Below are 16,880 nucleotides of genomic sequence, written 5' to 3'. Positions count from 1 at the left end.
CTTGAAAGAGATCCGGGTGCGAGCCTACGCCACATCCAGGCAAAGGTATTTGAGGTCGGTGAAAGCTTCTAGCCCGTGGCGCGAACCTTCGCGGCCGATGCCGGACTGCTTGACGCCACCGAACGGGATCGGCGCGCCGGTGATCTTCACACGGTTGATGGCGACCATGCCGTAGTCGAGCGCGCGGCCCATGCGCTGCTGGCGCGCGCCGTTCTCGGTCACCACATAGGCGACCAGGCCATATTCGGTCGCATTGGCGCGTGCGATGACTTCGTCCTCGCTGTCGAAAGGCGTGACGGCGGCGACCGGACCAAAGGTCTCTTCGCGCATGATCAGCGCGTCGTCGGCGACATCGGCCAGCAGCGTCGGCTGGTAGAAGAGCGGTCCGGCCTGATGGCGCTTGCCGCCGGCGAGGCAATGCGCGCCGAGGACCACGGCGTCGGCGACCTGTTCCTCGACCTTCTTGACGGCGCGCTCATGCATCAGCGGCCCGATGTCGACGTCATCGGCCAAGCCATTGCCGGCCCGCAGCGCCTCGACGCGCTTGGCGAAAGCAGCGCAGAAGCGGTCATAGAGCGGACGCTGGACATAGATGCGGTTGGCCGCAAGGCAGTCCTGGCCTGATGTGGCGAATTTGGCGTCGATGGCAATGGTCACCGCTTTGTCGAGATCGGCATCGGCAAAGACGATCAGCGGCGCGTGACCACCAAGCTCCATCACCAGCCGCTTCATCGTCGGCGCGCTTTGGGCGGCGATCAGCCGGCCGATCTCGGTCGAGCCGGTAAAACTCATGGCGCGCACGCGCGCATCTTCGCACATGCGCCCAACGATCGTCGCGGCCTTGCCGGTGACGATGTTGAAAACGCCGGCCGGCAGTCCGGCGCGTTCGCCGAGTTCGGCCAGCGCCAGCGCCGAAAGTGGCGTCTCGGAAGACGGGTGCGCAACGATGGTGCAGCCGGCGGCAAGTGCGGCGGCTGCCTTGCGGGTCAGCATCGCCGAAGGAAAATTCCACGGCGTGACCACGCCGACGACACCGAGCGGTTCGCGCCGCACCATCATTTCCGCGTTCGGCAGATGGCTGGTGACGCTCTCGGCGTTGAGGCGCTTTGCTTCCTCGGCATACCACTCGGCGAAAGAGGCGGCGTAGTCGATTTCGCCAAGCGACTCCTTGAGCGGTTTGCCTTGCTCAAGCGTCATCAGCAGAGCGAGGTCGTCTTTCGCTGCGATGATCAGCTCGAACCATTTTCGCAGAATTTTGGAGCGCTCCTGCGGCAGCAGCGCCCGCCAGGCCGGAAAGGCGCGCGCGGCGGCGTCGATGGCTTTTGTCGTCTGGCCGGCATCGAGCGCTGCGACGAAGGCCACGGTGGTGCCGGTCGCGGGATCGGTGACCTCGAAACTCTCGGCCGCCCCGCTTGCCGTCCAGTGGCCGTCGATATAGGCGAGTTCGCGCAGCAGCCGGCGGTCGGCGAGCCGGTCGAGCGCTTCGTGGCGATGCGAGCGGGCGAAATGCGCGGACATGGTCGAAGCCTCCCGGTTCGGTTTGATGCGGGGAGACTACCCATCACCGGCAGACAGAGAGGCTGTTTGGACGCCTGGCCGTAGAGAGAGTCTCTCTATTGCGGCGAGGGGGCAGTCGATCCGGTCTAGGTCGACGCCGGCAGCAGGTCCGCTATCGGCAGCGCGATGTCATCCTTCACCGTCTTGATGACGATGTAGGTGAAGTAACGGTCGATGCCGATCTCGCGATCGAGCAAGCCGTCGACCAGCCGCTGATAGGCGTCGATGTCGCGCGCCATCACCTTCAGCACATAGTCGACGCCGCCGCCTACCGACCAGCAGGCGACGATCTCGGGGATGTCGCGGATGACGCGCTCGAAGCGGTCGAAATCGGCCTGGCGGTGGCTGGCCAGCGTCACCTCCATCAGCACGGTGGCGACTGGCGCCACAACGCGCATGGCGATCCGGGCATGATAACCCGAGACGATGCCGGCCTTTTCCAGCTTGCGCAGCCGCATCCAGCACGGCGTCGGCGACAGCCCGACCTGCTCGGCCAACGCCAGCTTGGTGATGCGTCCATCACGCTGGATGGCGTCGAGGATTTTGAGGTCGATCGCGTCGAGTTTCGCAGCAGTCATCAGCGCTCACTTTCTCGTCGATCGTACCATGACGGCGCATTATTTCGATTGTCAATTGCACTGATTTCGATCTCTAATAAGTCATGACATTGTGGCACCCTGATCCCGCGCTCATCCGGCGGCCGGCCTATCAATCGTTGGCCGACCAGTTCGCGCGCGCCATCCACGACGGCCGCCTCGCCAACGGCACGCGGTTGCCGACCCATCGCCGCCTGGCCGACGACCTCAAGCTTTCAGTGCAGACGGTCAGCCGTGCCTATGAGGAACTGATCCGGCGCGGCCTGATTTCGGGCGAGATCGGCCGCGGCAGCTTTGTGCAGACGCAGCGCCGCGAACCGGAGCCGCCTTATCTGCCGGAGCGCCTGGGTGAAGTCATCGACCTGTCGATCCTGAAGCCGGTCTGCGAGCCGATGCACCTGGAGCGGATGAAGCAGGCGCTGGGCTGGCTCGCCGAAAACCTGCCTTCCAGTTCGGCACTGTCGTTCCGGCCAAACATGGTGTTCCCGCGCCACCGTGCCGTAGCGGTCGAATGGCTGAAGTTGTGCGGGCTGGACGCCTCCGCGCAGAATATCAGCCTCACCAATGGCGCCACGGCCGGCATGACGGTGGCGCTGATGAGCGTGGCGCCGCCCGGCTCCACCGTTGCCACCGAGGCGATCGGTCATCATACGCTGGTGCCGCTGGCGCGCTATCTCGGCTTCAATCTTCAAGGCCTGCCGATCGACGGCAATGGCCTGATTCCGGAAGCGCTGGACGAAGCCTGCCGGCTGTCCGACATCCGCGCCGTCTTCGTGCAGCCTTCGGTAATCAATCCCACGGCAACGCTCATGGATGCGGAGCGTCGCGAGCAGATCGCGGCGGTGGCGCGCAAGCACGACATCGCCATCATCGAGAACGACGTGCTGGGTCCCTTGGTCGAGGATCGACCGCCGCCGGTCGCCGCTTTCGCGCCGGAACGGACGCTCTACGTCACCTCCTTCACCAAGATCACCGTGCCCGGCCTGCGCATCGGCTATCTCGCCGCGCCCGATCGCTACGTTGCCGCTGTCGCCAACCGGCATCTAGTCTCGAACTGGATGGCGACACCGCTGGTGGCCGAGATCGCCACCAAATGGGTGACCGACGGCACCGCGATGGAGCTGGTGCGCTGGCAGCGCGCGGCGTTGCGGCGGCGACAGGACATCGCGGGCGAGGTGCTGGCCGGCGTCGACTACCGTGCCCGTCGCGACGGGTTGCATATCTGGCTGCAACTGCCGGCCGACCGTTCCGAGGAAAGCTTTGTCGCCCAGGCTCGGCTGCAAGGCGTGGCCATTGCGCCGGGCACCTCCTTCCGTATTTCGGATACGCCCTGGCATCCGGCGGTGCGCATTTCGCTGGGTTCGACCACCGAGGGGGAACTGCGCGCGGGTCTCGGCGTTGTCACCAAGCTCTTGCTTGGCGATCCGGAGCATCTGCTGCTTGCAATCTGAGCATGCCGCCCAATACACCAAGGCGTTCTGACAAAGGCATGTCCAAAAAGCCGGCTGGGATTGACCGGAAAATGTGCGCAATCAGAATAATTGTCATGATATTATTTTCCCAATTGACATGATTTGGCGCGTTCCGCATCGTTAGGGCACCAGGCTTCTCCAGCACGGGGAAATTCATTTGTCCGCAACCGCGCCCATCATCAAGATCGACAGCATCTCGAAGAGCTTTGGCAGCTTCAAGGTTCTGGACGGCCTGTCGATGCAGGTCATGCCGCGTGAGAAGCTGGCGCTGATCGGCCCCTCCGGCTCGGGCAAGACGACGATCTTGCGCATCCTGATGACGCTGGAGCGCATCGACGGCGGTCACATCCAGATCGACGGCGAGCAACTCTACCACATGGAGCGCAACGGTCAGCTGCTGCCGGCTGACGAGCGCCACCTGGCGCGAATGCGCCAGAAAACCGGCATGGTCTTCCAGCTGTTCAACCTGTTTCCGCACAAGAGCGTCATCGATAATGTGACCCTAGCGCCGATGCTGACCAAGGGCACGCCGCGCGCCGCGGCGCAGAAGCGGGCGATGGAACTGCTCGAGATGGTCGGCATGGCCGACAAGGCGAAGGCGATGCCGGCGCAGTTGTCAGGCGGTCAGAAGCAGCGCGTGGCGATCGCCCGTGCGCTTGCTTTGCAGCCGAAGATCATGCTGTTCGATGAGGTGACGTCGGCGCTCGACCCGGAACTGGTCGAGGAGGTGCTCAGTGTCTTGTGGCGGCTCTGCGCCGAGACCGACATGACCATGCTGCTGGTCACCCACGAGATGGGTTTCGCCCACGACTTCGCCGACCGGGTGCTGTTCTTCGATCGCGGCAGGATAGTCGAGGAAGGCAAGCCCGACGAGATTTTCCGCAATCCCAAGCAGGAGCGCACGCAAGGGTTCCTGAAGAAGATCATCGCGGCCGGACATCGTGTCTGACCGCATGCCAAAGGCGGCGATGCCGTCCCCATGGGCGGTTGAGCCGTCCTAAGATCACGCAAACCAAGACAAGAACAAGGAGTTGGGAACAATGAAGAAACTTGGAACTCTGGCCGGCGTCGCCGGTCTCGCGCTTTCGGCGGTTCTGGCCGCCTCGATCACGGGTTCGGCCGACGACAGCAAGCTTGAACAGCTGAAGTCGCAAGGCTTCGCTCGCTTGGCCATCGCCAATGAGCCGCCCTATACGGCTGTCGCCGCCGACGGCAAGGTTTCGGGTGCCGCGCCCGACGTCGCGCGCGAGATATTCAAGCGGCTGGGCGTTGCCGATGTCGCCGCCTCGATCTCGGAATATGGCGCCATGATTCCCGGCCTGCAGGCCGGCCGCTTCGACGTCGTCACCGCCGGCCTGTTCATGAAGCCGGAGCGTTGCGCCGCGGTTGCCTATTCCGAGCCGGTTCTGTGCGACGCCGAAGCGATGCTGGTGAAGAAGGGCAATCCGAAAGGCTTCAAGAGCTACGAGGATGTCGCCAAGGACACGTCAGCCACCATCGGCGCGCCGGGCGGCGGCACCGAGGAGAAGCTTGCGCTCAACGCCGGCGTGCCACGCGAACGCGTCATCGTCGTGCCGGACGGCCAGAGTGGCCTGAAGATGGTGCAGGACGGCCGCATCGACGCCTATTCGCTGCCTGTCCTTTCGATCAACGACCTGATGAAGAAGGCCGCCGATCCGAACCTCGAAGTCATCGCCCCGGTGCAGGGCGCGCCGGTCTATTGCGACGGCGCCGCCTTCAAGAAGGGTGACGAGGCGTTGCGCGACGCCTTCGATGTCGAACTCGCCAAGATGAAGAAGTCGGGTGAGTTCGCAAAGATCATCGAGCCCTACGGTTTCTCGGCGGCGGCGGCTATGTCGACCACGCGCGACAAGCTCTGCGCGGCGAAATAAGGGCGTCTTTCTTGCCTTCTCCCCGTTCACGGGGAGAAGGTGTCACGAAGTGACGGATGAGGGGCGGCGCCATATTTGGACAAGCTAGCGCTGCCCCTCATCTGCCTGCCGGCATCTTCTCCCCATAAACGGGGAGAAGGAAGCTGAAACCAACGTTGGAAACTTCAACTCTATGACCCAGTGGTCCGGCTATTTCGGCCTGATATTGCAGGGAGCGCTTGTCACCATCGAGCTGACGCTGATGGGGTCGGTGCTCGCCCTGATCATGGCCTTTCTCGCCGGCATGGGGCGCCTGTCGCGCTTCTTCGTGCTGCGGGCCCTGGCCACGGCCTATATCGAGTTCTTCCGCGGCACCTCGATCTTCGTGCAGCTGTTCTTCGCCTATTTCGTGTTGCCGCTGGTGGGTTTCGAACTGACCCCGCTGCAGGCCGGTGTGTTGGCGCTGGGCTTGAATGTGGGCGCCTATGCAGCCGAGGTGGTGCGCGGCGCCGTGCAGTCGATCGGCCGCGAACAGCATGAGGCCTGCGTCGCGCTCAATCTCGGCCGTTGGCAAGGCATGCGACACGTCATCCTGCCGCAGGCGTTTCTGGTGATGCTGCCGACCTTCGGCAACAACGCCATCGAACTGCTCAAGGCGACATCGGTGGTCTCGCTGATCTCGCTCGCCGACCTGACGTTCCAGGCACAGGTGGTGCGCGCCCAGACCGGCAACACCATGGTGCCGTTCACCACCATCCTCATCATCTATTTCATCCTGGCGCTGCTCATCTCGTGGGGTGTGCGCTCGCTGGAACGCCGCATGGCGCGCGGCCTCGACGGAGTGCGCGTCTGATGGCCAGAGCATTCCTGATGAATTGGGTCCGCTGATGGATTGGGACTGGGACTTTGTCCGGCAGATCCTGCCGACGCTGATCCAGGGGGTGAAGATCACCATCCTGGCGACGCTGCTCGGCTCGGTGCTGGCCGCGATCGTCGGTCTGGGCATCGCGCTGGCGCGCCGCTCGCCCAACAAGGCGCTGTCGCGCACCGTCGGTTGGGTGGCCGAATTCATCCGCGGCACACCGCTCCTGGTGCAGCTCTATTTCATCTTCTACGTCTTGCCCGACATCGGCATTCTCTTGCCGCCGCTGGTCGCCGGCGTCATCGGACTTGGCCTGCACTACGGCACCTACACGGCGGAGGTCTACCGCGCCGGCATCGACAATGTGCCGCGTGGTCAGTGGGAAGCCGCCAAGGCGTGCAATCTCAGCGCGCGGCAGACCTGGTCCCACATCATCATCCCGCAGGCTATTCCGCCGATGATCCCGGCGCTGGCCAACTATTTCATCGCCATGTTCAAGGAGACGCCGCTGCTCTCGGCGATCACAGTGCTGGAGCTGATGAACCAGGCGAAAAGCGTCGCCAACACCTATTATCGCTACCTTGAGCCGATCACGCTGGTCGGCGCCTTCTTCCTCGCCATCAGCCTGATTTCGGTCGTGCTGCTGCGCTGGCTGGAACGCCGCTACGGCAAGATCGAAAGATAAAAGATGAAGCTCTTGTCCGAGATCAAGCTTGTGCCCGACCGGCCAGCGCTCGATGAGCGTCCGCTGGAACGCCGTGTCGGGCTGATCATCCTGGCCACCGACCACACGACCGAGCCGGATTTTCGCCGCATGGTGGCGAGCGAACGGATCGGCGTCTATGTCGCGCGCATTCCCTACGCCAACCCGACGACGCCTGAGAACCTGCGCAAGATGCAGCCGGCGCTGACGGCGGGCGCTGCCTTGATCCTGCCCGACGAGCCGCTCGACGCCATCTGCTACTCCTGCACGTCGGCCTCGGTGGTGATTGGCGATGCCGAGATCGAGACGGCGATCCAGGCCGCCAAGTCAGGTATACCCGTTGTCACTCCTCCGATGGCTGGCGTGCGCGGGCTGAACGCCTTCGGCGTGCGCCGGATCAGCATCCTCACGCCCTATACCGTGGAAACCTCCAGACCGATGGCGACCTATTTCGCCGAACGTGGCTTCGAAGTCCTAAGCTTCACCTGTCTCGGCTTCGAGGACGACCGCGAGATGGCGCGCATTGCCCCGGCAGCCCTCATCGATCTCGCGCGCCAGGCGACGCATCCGCAAGCCGATGCGCTGTTCGTGTCGTGCACGGCACTGCGCGGCGCGCTGGCGGTCACCGGCATGGAAGAGGCGATCGGCCGCCCGGTGGTGACCAGCAACCAGGCGACCGCCTGGAATTGTCTGCGCCTTTGCGGTGATGAGACAGCCCATCCCGAATTCGGCCGTCTGATGACGCTGCCCTTGCCGCGCGGTTGACGACCATGGCGACCGTCACCCTTGGCGATATCCGTGCCGCGGGCGAGCGAATTGCCGGCAAGATCGAGCGCACGTCGATCGTGCTTTCGGCAAGTCTCTCCGAAAGGCTGGGCGTCCCGGTTCAACTCAAGCTCGAGCACCGCCAGACCACCGGCAGCTTCAAATTGCGGGGCGCTTCCAACGCCGTCGCTTCGCTCAGCGCAAGGGAGAAGGCGCGCGGCGTCGTCGCGGCATCGACCGGCAATCATGGCCGTGCGCTTGCGCATGCGGCAAAGCTCGAGGGCATGCGTGCTGTGATCTGCATGTCTCGACTGGTACCCAGGAATAAGCTGGACGAAATTCGCCGCCTCGGCGCGGAAATCCGTATCGTCGGCAACAGCCAGGACGATGCCCAGCACGAGGTCGAGCGGCTGGTGACGGAGGAGGGGCTTGTCATGCTGCCGCCCTTCGACCATCCGGCCATCATAGCCGGTCAAGGCACGCTCGGGCTGGAGGTGATGGACCAGGTCCCGGATGCAGCTCTGGTGCTGGTGCAACTGTCCGGAGGTGGGTTGGCCTCGGGTGTAGCGGCGGCCGTCAAAAGTGTCCGTCCCGGAACAAGAGTCGTCGGCGTGTCGATGGCGCGGGGCGCCGCGATGAAGGCCAGCCTCGATGCGGGCCGCCCTGTGCTGGTCGAGGAACTGCCGACGCTGGCGGATTCGCTCGGCGGCGGCATCGGCCTCGACAACCGGCTGACCTTCGCCATGTGCCGCGACCTGCTCGACGATGTCGTCCTGCTCAGCGAGGATGAAATCGCTGCCGGCATTCGCCACGCCTATGAACAGGAACGCGAGATCGTCGAGGGAGCCGGTGCGGTAGGCATCGCGGCGCTGCTCGCCGGCAAGGTCAAGGCGGAGGGGCCGGTTGTGGTTCTGCTTTCCGGCCGCAACATCGACATGCAACTGCACAGGAAGATTGTCTGCGGGGAAATGCCATCGATTTCGGAGCGCGCCGCATGAGCAGGATGACCATCCTCACCGAAGCTGAACTGCGCGCAATCGTGACGCTCGATCTCGACGCCGTCGCCTGTGTCGAGAACGCTTTTCGTGCGCTCGCCACGCTGCCGGTGGCGATGCCGCCGATCCTGCGGCTCGATATCCCGCAGCATCGCGGCGAGGTTGACGTCAAGACCGCCTATGTGCCTGGTATCGATGGCTTCGCCATCAAGATCAGCCCCGGCTTCTTCGACAATCCCAAACTTGGCCTGCCCAGCGTCAACGGCATGATGGTGCTGCTGTCGTCGAAGACAGGGTTGGTCGAGGCTTTGCTGCTCGACAACGGCTATCTCACCGATGTCCGCACCGCTGCTGCGGGAGCCGTCGCGGCCAAGCATCTGTCGCGGCCGGACTCGTCGGTCGCCTCGATCTTCGGCGCCGGCGTGCAGGCTGGGCTGCAACTGCAAGCGCTGATGCTGGTGCGGCCGATCACGCAGGCCCGCATCTGGGCGCGCGATGCCGCCAAGGCCGAAGTGACCGCGGCCACCTTACGCGAAAGGCTCGGCATCGACGTGCGCGCCGAGACTGACGCAGCCAACGCTGTTGCCGGTGCCGACATCATCGTCACGACCACCCCGTCGACCGAACCACTGATCAAGGCAGGGTTTGTCTCGGCCGGCCAGCACATCACCGCCATGGGTTCGGACGCCGAGCACAAGAACGAGATAGCGCCGGCGATCCTGCGCATGGCCGATCTCTATGTCGCCGACAGCGCGAAACAGACGCGGCGCCTGGGCGAATTGCACCATGCCATCGCGGCGGGCTTGATGGCTGGAGACGCGGAGGTGACCGAGCTCGGCCAGATCATCGCCGGCGCGAGGCATGGCCGGCGCTCGGCTGGCGACATCACCATCGCCGATCTGACCGGCACGGGCGTGCAGGATACGGCGATCGCCACGCTCGCCCGCGACCGTGCGCTGGCCGCGAAAGCCGGAACGATCTTTGAAAGCTGACGCCGGCCGCAGGAGCATGATCCGGAAAATGGCAACCGGTTTCCCCAGCATCATGCTCAATCAAAAAATTCCCTGGAGCCGGATTCAACGAGTTGAAACGGGCTCCAGCCCCAACAAACGAGGACCAACAAAATGCTGCCAAACCTGAAATTCTCGCGAAGCGAATATGCGGAACGCCTCGCCAAGACGCGGAAAGCCATGGAGGCGAAAGGCGTCGATCTTTTGATCGTCAGCGATCCCTCCAACATGGCCTGGCTCACCGGCTACGACGGCTGGTCCTTCTACGTCCACCAGGCGGTCATCGTGCCGCCATCGGGCGAGCCGGTCTGGTACGGCCGTGGCCAGGACGCGAACGGCGCCAAGCGCACCGCCTACCTCGCCCATGACAACATCGTCGGCTATGCCGACCACTATGTGCAGTCGACCGAGCGCCACCCGATGGATTTCCTGTCGAGTGTGCTGACCGATCGCGGCTGGGGCAAGCTCACCGTCGGCGTCGAGATGGACAATTACTGGTTCTCCGCCGCCGCCTTCGCCTCGCTGCAGAAGCATCTGCCCAACGCCCGTTTCGTCGATGCCACCGCGCTGGTCAACTGGCAGCGCGCGGTGAAGAGCCCAACCGAGATCGACTATATGCGCAAGGCCGCCCGTATCGTCGAGGCGATGCACCAGCGCATCGTCGACAAGATCGAAGTCGGCATGCGTAAGAACGATCTCGTCGCCGAGATCTACGATGCCGGCACGCGCGGCGTCGGCGGCATTGGCGGTGACTATCCCGCGATCGTGCCGCTGCTGCCCTCGGGCGCCGACGCCTCGGCGCCGCACCTGACCTGGGACGATAAGCCGATGAAGTCGGGCGAGGGCACTTTCTTCGAGATCGCCGGCTGCTACAACAGGTACCATTGCCCGCTGTCGCGCACCGTCTTCCTCGGCAAGCCGACGCAGGAATTCCTCGATGCCGAGAAGGCAACGCTGGAAGGCATGGAAGCTGGCCTTGCCGCCGCAAAGCCGGGTAATGCCTGCGAGGACATCGCCAATGCCTTCTTCGCCGTGTTGAAGAAATACGGCATCGTCAAGGACAACCGCACCGGCTATTCGATCGGGCTTTCCTATCCACCGGACTGGGGCGAGCGCACGATGAGCCTGCGCCCCGGAGATCGCACCGAACTCAAGCCCGGCATGACCTTCCATTTCATGACCGGCCTGTGGCTGGAGACGATGGGGCTGGAGATCACTGAATCCATCCTGATCACCGAAACCGGTGTGGAGTGCCTGGCCAACGTGCCGCGCAAGCTGGTGGTGAAGGATTGAGCCCGATGTCCAGTCTTCGCCCGTCGCCGGTCACGCCGACCGTCGATTTCGATCGTGACGGCGTCCAGCATGGTTTCCTGCGCCTGCCCTATAGCCGCGACGACTCGGCCTGGGGCTCGGTGATGATCCCGATCTGCGTCATCCGCAACGGCAAGGGGCCGGCGGCGCTGCTGACCGGCGGCAATCATGGCGACGAGTATGAAGGGCCGCTGGCGCTCTACGAACTCGCCCGCACGCTCGATCCCAGCCAGGTCAGCGGCACCGTCATAATCGTGCCGGCGATGAACTATCCTGCTTTTCGGGCCGGCACGCGCACCTCGCCGATCGACAAGGGCAACATGAACCGCAGTTTCCCCGGCCGGCCCGACGGCACGGTGACGCAGAAGATCGCCGATTATTTCCAACGCGAGCTGCTTCCCCACGCCGACATCGTCTTCGACTTCCATTCCGGCGGCAGGACGCTGGATTTCGTACCGTTCTGTGCCGCCCACACTTTGCCCGACAAGGCGCTGGAGCAGAAAGCCTTTGCCGCGGTGGCGGCATTCTCGGCACCATTCTCGATGCGCATGACCGAGATCGATGCGATCGGCATGTATGACACGGCGGCCGAAGAGATGGGCAAGGTCTTCGTCACCACCGAGCTCGGCGGTGGCGGTACGTCGCGAGCCGAGACGGTGCGGATCGCGCGCCGCGGCATCCTCAACGTGCTGCGTCATGCTGGTATCGTCGCCGGGGCGGTCGAGACGGGCAGAACGCAGTGGCTGGACATGCCCTCGGGCGATTGCTTCTGCTTCGCCGAGGATGACGGCATGATCGAAACCATGGTCGATCTCGGCGAACCTGTCGAAGAAGGCGCGGTGGTGGCCCGCATTCATTCCACCGGCCGCACCGGCGTCGCGCCGCGGGAAATCCGGGCCAAAATGTCGGGCATGCTGGCGGCGCGGCATTTCCCTGGCCTGGTCAAGGCCGGCGACTGCGCCGCGGTGGTCGCCGTAAAGGTCGATTGACTGATTTCTCCGCCCGGACCATGCCGGGCGGACCCACTCTTCTGCTCGAGCTGTCGAATCCGGATTATCGCACCCGCTCGCAGAGCGAACACCGCGATCTGCTGACCGCCTGCCGCCGGCGCGATGGCAAGAAGGCGGTGAGCGTTCTGAGACAGCATCTTCGCGAGGGAAGCGACACGCTGGTCAACGCGACGGATGGCGGCGGTTGTCGCGAAAATTCTAAGCCCGAAGGGCAGGGGGCCGCCCGCAAGCGTGGCGCGTGGTTGCCACCGCGCCGGTTCGCTGCCACATATTGCAACATCAATGCTCGACACGAGGATGCCATGTCTCCCGTCAGCCGCCTGCCGGCACGTGCCCTTGCCCCGCGCCGCCATGACGAGATCCTGCGGCGGCTGGGCGCCCAGGGTTCCGTTAGCGTCGCCGAACTGGCTGGGTTCTTCGACGTCTCGCGCGAAACCATCCGCCGCGATTTGAAGCTGCTTTCCGACCAGGGCAGGCTCGGCATCGTGCATGGCGGGGCCGCCCGCTTCGAACCGAGCGAACCCGCGATGAGCCAGCGCAGCCAGGAAAATGCCCAAGGCAAGGCCGCGATCGGCAGGGCGGCCGCCGGGCTGGTCCGGGATGGCATGGTGGTCTTTCTCGATTCCGGCACCACCACTTTGGCCATCGCGCATGCAATGACGGAACTGCGCGATCTGACGATCTGCACGGCCAGCCTGAAGATAGCGCTGCACCTATGCCATGTTCCCGGCATGCGCGTGCACATGCTGGGCGGCGAAGTCGACCCGGGCGAGGAGGCGGCTTCCGGCATCGACACGCTCGATGCGATGGCGCGCTTTCGCGTCGATATGGCCTTTCTGGGTGGCGGAGCGCTGTCTCCGGTCGGCGAGGTGACCGATTTCACCCGCGCCGGGGCCGAACAGCGGGGCCGGATGATCAGCCTCGCCGGCAAGGCCTATTTCGTGCTCGACAGCAGCAAATTCGGCAAGCTGACGCCGCTCAGAATTCCGAATTTCGAACGTGCCGCTGGGGTAATCGTCGACACCGACCCCGAATTCGCGCTTGCCGAGGCGCTTTCGCACAGGGGGCCTGAACTCATCGTTGCAGCTTGATGTGATATTTTGTGATATTATGAGTTGATATTTGGTTTTCCCATGGTAATGTCTCGGCCATCCCTCAAATGGCGGAACGCTCATGGCACATGAATTTCCCACCCAGGCTCGAATTGTCATTGTCGGCGGCGGCATCATCGGCTGCTCGGTCGCCTATCATCTGACCAAGCTGGGCTGGAGCGATGTGGTGCTGCTTGAGCAGGGACAGCTCAGCGGCGGCACCACCTGGCACGCGGCCGGTCTTGTCGGTCAGCTGCGCAGCCATTCCAACATGACCAGCCTGATCCGGTACTCCACGCAGCTCTACAGCGAACTGGAGGCCGAGACCGGCCTCGCCACCGGCTGGAAGAACTGCGGTTCGCTATCCGTCGCGCGCACCACCGACCGCATGGCGGTGTTGAAGCGCACGGCCGCGTCGGCGCGTGCCCAAGGGGTCGAGATCGACGTCATCTCGCCTCGCGAGGCAGCCGAGCTCTGGCCGGTGATGGCGACAGACGATCTGGTCGGCGCCGTCTGGCTGCCCGGAGACGGCAAGGCCAATCCCACCGATCTCACGCAATCGCTGGCCAAGGGCGCGCGCAATGGTGGCGTCAAAATCTTCGAGCGGGTGCAGGTCACCGGCATCACGGTGAAAAACGGCGTCGCCTGCGGCGTCGAGACGGACCGCGGCGACATCGCCGCCGAGATCGTCGTCAACTGCGCCGGCCAATGGGCCCGCAAGGTCGGGCTGATGTGCGGCGTCTCGGTGCCGCTGCACTCGGCCGAGCACATGTACATCGTCACCGGCCGGATCGAGGGTGTGCATCCGGACCTGCCTGTGATGCGCGACCCCGATGGCTTCATCTACTTCAAGGAGGAGGTCGGCGGTCTGGTGATGGGTGGCTTCGAGCCGCACGCCAAGCCGTGGGGCATGAACGGCATTCCCGAAAATTTCGAATTCGCGCTGCTGCCCGACGACTGGGACCAGTTCGAGATCCTGATGGAAAACGCGCTGGTGCGCGTGCCGCAGCTGGCGCAGGCCGAAGTCAAGAAATTCTACAACGGACCCGAAAGCTTCACGCCGGACAACAATTTCCTCCTCGGCGAGGCGCCGGAGTTGAAGAATTTCTATGTCGGCGCTGGCTTCAATTCGATGGGCATTGCCAGTGCCGGTGGCGCCGGCAAGGCACTGGCCGAATGGATCGTCAACGGCGCGCCGACCATGGATTTGTGGCCGGTCGACATCAGGCGCTTCGCCGCTTTCAACAACAATCCGCGCTGGCTGCATGACCGCGTCAAGGAGACGCTCGGCCTGCATTACGCCATGCCGTGGCCGAACCGCGAATTGGATACCGCGCGGCCGTTCCGCCGCTCGCCGCTCTATGATCGGCTCGCCGCCAAGGGCGCCTGCTTCGGTTCCAAGATGGGCTGGGAGCGTGCCAACTGGTTCGCGGCGCCGGGAGAGAAAGCCGGGAACGACTATGCCTTCGGTCGCCAGAACTGGCACGAGGCCGTGCGGCGCGAGATGAAGGCGACGCGCGAAGCCGTCGCCATCTTCGACCAGACCTCCTTCGCCAAGCTTCTTGTCCAGGGCCGCGATGCCTGTGCCGTGTTGAACCGCATCTGCGCCGGCGACATCAATGTGCCGGTCGGCACGTCGGTCTACACCGGCGTGCTCAATGCGCGCGGCGGTTACGAAAGCGATCTCACCGTGATGCGGCTTGGCGCGGAAAGATTCCTCATCGTTACCGGCTCCGCCCAGGCGGTCCACGATGCCGACTGGATCGTCAAGAACATTCCGGCCCATGCCCACGCCGTCCTGACCGACGTTACCTCTGCTTACGCGGTGCTGGCGTTGATGGGGCCGCGTTCGCGCGATCTCCTCTGCAAACTGTCGTCGGCCGATCTTTCCAACGCCGGCTTCCCCTTCGCCAGCATTCGCGAAATCGATATCGGCTACGCCACTGCCTATGCCAACCGCATGACCTATGTCGGCGAACTCGGCTGGGAACTGATCGTGCCGGCCGAATTCGCCGTCGGCGTCTACGAGGCGTTGCATGAGGGCGGCCGCGAATTCGGTTTGGCCGACGCCGGCTACTACGCGCTCGATGCCTTGCGCATTGAAAAGGGTTTTCGGGCCTGGGGTCGGGAACTGACGCCTGATATCAATCCCTGGCAGGCGGGGCTTGGCTTTGCCGTTGCCATGGACAAACCGGGTGGGTTCATCGGCCATGACGCGCTTGTTGAGGCAAAGTCGTCGTCGGGACCGGCAAAGCGTATCGTGCTCCTTACGCTCGACGACACCGAGCCGATGCTGTGGGGCGGTGAGTTGGTCCTGCGCGACGGCAGGCCGGTCGGCGAGGTCCGCTCGGCCGCCTACGGCCATACGCTTGGCCGGTCAGTGGCGCTCGGCTTGATCGAAAACGAAACCGGCGTGGATGCTGTGTTCCTGAGCGGCGGCCATTTCGAGATCGATCTAGCCGGCGTACGCCATGCGGCTACCGTGCATCTGCGCAGCCCCTACGATCCGAAATCGGAGCGGGTGAAAGCCGATGTGGTGGAGGTTCGTGCCGCGGCTTAATCCGTCGACATAGAGCGCGCCATGTCGAGAAAGGCGCGCACCAGTTTGCCGCCGCTGCGCTCGCGCAGGCAGATCAGCGCCTCGTCCATCAAGGTCTCGGGCGCGTCGATGGTGATTGGGACGAGCCGCGAATCCTGGCCGAATTCGGCCGCCGAGACAAAGCCGATACCGGCGCCCGAGGCGACGATTTCGCGCACGGCTTCGCGGCCTTCTGCCTCGATCACAGGCCTGAGTTCGACCTTCGACGCGGCGGCCAGGTCTTCGAGCTTCTGGCGCGTCTTCGAGCCGCGCTCGCGCATGACCAGGGATTCCTGTGCGAGCTGCGCGAGCGTCAGCGATTTCTTCCCCGACAGCGGATGATCGATCGAGGTGAAGGCTATGATCGGCGTCGAGTTCAGTTTCAGCACCTCGAAGTCGCGTCCGGCGGGCACCTCGCCCAGCACGCCGATATCGGCATCGTAGCTGTAGAGGCTGCTGATCACCGTCTCGGTGTTTCCGGCACGCACCGAGACCTGCACTCCGGGATAGCGGGCGCGAAAGCTGCCGAGAATGTGAAGCAGATGATGCGCGGCGTCGGCGACGATGCGCAGCGTGCCGGAGCGCAGCGCGCGCGACTCGGTCAGAAGCTCAAGCGCCTGCTGCTCGGTGTCGAACATGCGGTGGGTTATTTCGAGCAGTTTCTGGCCGGAATGGGTCAGCGTGACCTGCTTCTTGTTACGATTGAACAGCAGGACATCATACTCTTCCTCGAGCTTGCGGACCTGGTCCGATATCGCCGGCTGGGTCAGGAACAGCGCTTCGGCCGCCCGCGAAAAGCCGCCGGAGATCGCCACCTGATGAAAGGCCCGCAACTGAACATAGCGCATCTTCTTCGCTCCCGAGCCTCTCTGGTTACCAGCAGCCTATCATAAGCCCTGCTATGCAAAAGCCGGAAACAAACGATTCGGTTTATGTCTTGGAATGGGCCTGCCGGGTTTCACGAAGCTGTCACGAGCGCCATGCAGCTTCTGCTGTCTGTATCGGATCATCAATGAAATCGATACGTCGATACAAAATAACGATTTTACAAATATGTGC

The 16,880-nt window shown here is 63.9% G+C and carries 15 protein-coding genes and 1 pseudogene; 13 read left to right on the top strand and 3 right to left on the bottom strand.

All coding sequences use genetic code 11. The annotated features are described in order from the left end of the window. Positions 1-24: 24 nt before the first annotated feature. Together MESAU_RS26365 and MESAU_RS26360 are read right to left on the bottom strand one after the other, a co-directional pair. On the bottom strand, positions 25-1,518 hold the full coding sequence (locus tag MESAU_RS26365) for an NAD-dependent succinate-semialdehyde dehydrogenase (RefSeq protein WP_015319083.1): 1,494 nt from the start codon (positions 1,516-1,518) through the stop codon (positions 25-27). A gap of 125 nt (positions 1,519-1,643) precedes the next feature. After that, entirely contained in the window at positions 1,644-2,135 is a 492-nt protein-coding gene (locus tag MESAU_RS26360; RefSeq protein WP_015319082.1) for an Lrp/AsnC family transcriptional regulator, read from the bottom strand. An 83-nt stretch (positions 2,136-2,218) separates the two neighbouring features. Here MESAU_RS26360 and ehuR point away from each other — a divergent pair, with 83 nt between their 5' ends. The 13 genes and pseudogenes from ehuR to MESAU_RS26300 all read left to right on the top strand — a co-directional run bounded on the left by ehuR (position 2,219) and on the right by MESAU_RS26300 (position 15,803). Then, positions 2,219-3,604, top strand: coding sequence for a MocR-like ectoine utilization transcription factor EhuR (ehuR, locus tag MESAU_RS26355; protein WP_015319081.1), 1,386 nt, complete (start codon positions 2,219-2,221; stop codon positions 3,602-3,604). A 178-nt stretch (positions 3,605-3,782) separates the two neighbouring features. After that, positions 3,783-4,574: an ectoine/hydroxyectoine ABC transporter ATP-binding protein EhuA gene (gene ehuA / locus MESAU_RS26350; protein WP_015319080.1), complete on the top strand. Its 792-nt coding sequence runs from the start codon at positions 3,783-3,785 to the stop codon at positions 4,572-4,574. Between the two features lie 91 nt (positions 4,575-4,665). Beyond that, a complete protein-coding gene (gene ehuB / locus MESAU_RS26345) occupies positions 4,666-5,517 on the top strand; it encodes an ectoine/hydroxyectoine ABC transporter substrate-binding protein EhuB (protein ID WP_015319079.1) in 852 nt (283 codons plus the stop codon). A 172-nt stretch (positions 5,518-5,689) separates the two neighbouring features. Continuing rightward, the gene (gene ehuC, locus MESAU_RS26340) at positions 5,690-6,349 is read left to right on the top strand and encodes an ectoine/hydroxyectoine ABC transporter permease subunit EhuC (protein WP_015319078.1); all 660 of its coding nucleotides are present in this window, start codon (positions 5,690-5,692) and stop codon (positions 6,347-6,349) included. Positions 6,350-6,383: 34 nt separating this feature from the next. After that, positions 6,384-7,043: an ectoine/hydroxyectoine ABC transporter permease subunit EhuD gene (gene ehuD, locus MESAU_RS26335; protein ID WP_015319077.1), complete on the top strand. Its 660-nt coding sequence runs from the start codon at positions 6,384-6,386 to the stop codon at positions 7,041-7,043. Between the two features lie 3 nt (positions 7,044-7,046). Further along, complete coding sequence (gene eutA / locus MESAU_RS26330; RefSeq protein ID WP_015319076.1) at positions 7,047-7,826, top strand: ectoine utilization protein EutA; 780 nt, start codon at positions 7,047-7,049, stop codon at positions 7,824-7,826. A gap of 5 nt (positions 7,827-7,831) precedes the next feature. After that, positions 7,832-8,824: a hydroxyectoine utilization dehydratase EutB gene (eutB, locus tag MESAU_RS26325; RefSeq protein ID WP_015319075.1), complete on the top strand. Its 993-nt coding sequence runs from the start codon at positions 7,832-7,834 to the stop codon at positions 8,822-8,824. Then, entirely contained in the window at positions 8,821-9,813 is a 993-nt protein-coding gene (eutC, locus tag MESAU_RS26320) for an ectoine utilization protein EutC (protein WP_015319074.1), read from the top strand. The genes eutB and eutC overlap by 4 nt, the downstream gene beginning before the upstream one ends. Positions 9,814-9,945: 132 nt before the next feature. Beyond that, positions 9,946-11,124, top strand: a complete 1,179-nt coding sequence (gene doeA / locus MESAU_RS26315; RefSeq protein ID WP_015319073.1) for an ectoine hydrolase DoeA — start codon at positions 9,946-9,948, stop codon at positions 11,122-11,124. Positions 11,125-11,129: 5 nt separating this feature from the next. Continuing rightward, positions 11,130-12,131, top strand: coding sequence for a N(2)-acetyl-L-2,4-diaminobutanoate deacetylase DoeB (gene doeB, locus MESAU_RS26310; RefSeq protein WP_015319072.1), 1,002 nt, complete (start codon positions 11,130-11,132; stop codon positions 12,129-12,131). 20 nt (positions 12,132-12,151) lie between these two features. After that, a pseudogene (locus tag MESAU_RS32410) lies at positions 12,152-12,283 on the top strand (GntR family transcriptional regulator); the annotation flags it as partial. A gap of 171 nt (positions 12,284-12,454) precedes the next feature. Next, the gene (locus tag MESAU_RS26305) at positions 12,455-13,243 is read left to right on the top strand and encodes a DeoR/GlpR family DNA-binding transcription regulator (protein ID WP_041163907.1); all 789 of its coding nucleotides are present in this window, start codon (positions 12,455-12,457) and stop codon (positions 13,241-13,243) included. Between the two features lie 82 nt (positions 13,244-13,325). Continuing rightward, positions 13,326-15,803, top strand: a complete 2,478-nt coding sequence (locus MESAU_RS26300) for a GcvT family protein (RefSeq protein WP_015319070.1) — start codon at positions 13,326-13,328, stop codon at positions 15,801-15,803. Here MESAU_RS26300 and MESAU_RS26295 read toward each other — a convergent pair. Beyond that, the gene (locus MESAU_RS26295) at positions 15,800-16,669 is read right to left on the bottom strand and encodes a LysR substrate-binding domain-containing protein (protein WP_015319069.1); all 870 of its coding nucleotides are present in this window, start codon (positions 16,667-16,669) and stop codon (positions 15,800-15,802) included. The genes MESAU_RS26300 and MESAU_RS26295 overlap by 4 nt on opposite strands. Positions 16,670-16,880: the final 211 nt, after the last annotated feature.

The sequence above is a fragment of the Mesorhizobium australicum WSM2073 genome, from assembly GCF_000230995.2.
GTDB lineage: Bacteria > Pseudomonadota > Alphaproteobacteria > Rhizobiales > Rhizobiaceae > Mesorhizobium > Mesorhizobium australicum.
The sequence above is the reverse complement of the archived record's forward strand: the minus strand, read 5'-3'. Positions and strand labels throughout refer to the sequence as shown.

Bases quoted from the DNA above. Each gene is read 5' to 3' on its own strand.
- MESAU_RS26365 (WP_015319083.1), bottom strand. From the start codon at position 1,518: ATGTCCGCGCATTTCGCCCGCTCGCATCGCCACGAAGCGCTCGACCGG.
- MESAU_RS26360 (WP_015319082.1), bottom strand. From the start codon at position 2,135: ATGACTGCTGCGAAACTCGACGCGATCGACCTCAAAATCCTCGACGCC.
- ehuR (WP_015319081.1), top strand. From the start codon at position 2,219: ATGACATTGTGGCACCCTGATCCCGCGCTCATCCGGCGGCCGGCCTAT.
- ehuB (WP_015319079.1), top strand. From the start codon at position 4,666: ATGAAGAAACTTGGAACTCTGGCCGGCGTCGCCGGTCTCGCGCTTTCG.
- ehuC (WP_015319078.1), top strand. From the start codon at position 5,690: ATGACCCAGTGGTCCGGCTATTTCGGCCTGATATTGCAGGGAGCGCTT.
- ehuD (WP_015319077.1), top strand. From the start codon at position 6,384: ATGGATTGGGACTGGGACTTTGTCCGGCAGATCCTGCCGACGCTGATC.
- eutA (WP_015319076.1), top strand. From the start codon at position 7,047: ATGAAGCTCTTGTCCGAGATCAAGCTTGTGCCCGACCGGCCAGCGCTC.
- eutB (WP_015319075.1), top strand. From the start codon at position 7,832: ATGGCGACCGTCACCCTTGGCGATATCCGTGCCGCGGGCGAGCGAATT.
- eutC (WP_015319074.1), top strand. From the start codon at position 8,821: ATGAGCAGGATGACCATCCTCACCGAAGCTGAACTGCGCGCAATCGTG.
- doeA (WP_015319073.1), top strand. From the start codon at position 9,946: ATGCTGCCAAACCTGAAATTCTCGCGAAGCGAATATGCGGAACGCCTC.
- doeB (WP_015319072.1), top strand. From the start codon at position 11,130: ATGTCCAGTCTTCGCCCGTCGCCGGTCACGCCGACCGTCGATTTCGAT.
- MESAU_RS26305 (WP_041163907.1), top strand. From the start codon at position 12,455: ATGTCTCCCGTCAGCCGCCTGCCGGCACGTGCCCTTGCCCCGCGCCGC.
- MESAU_RS26300 (WP_015319070.1), top strand. From the start codon at position 13,326: ATGGCACATGAATTTCCCACCCAGGCTCGAATTGTCATTGTCGGCGGC.
- MESAU_RS26295 (WP_015319069.1), bottom strand. From the start codon at position 16,669: ATGCGCTATGTTCAGTTGCGGGCCTTTCATCAGGTGGCGATCTCCGGC.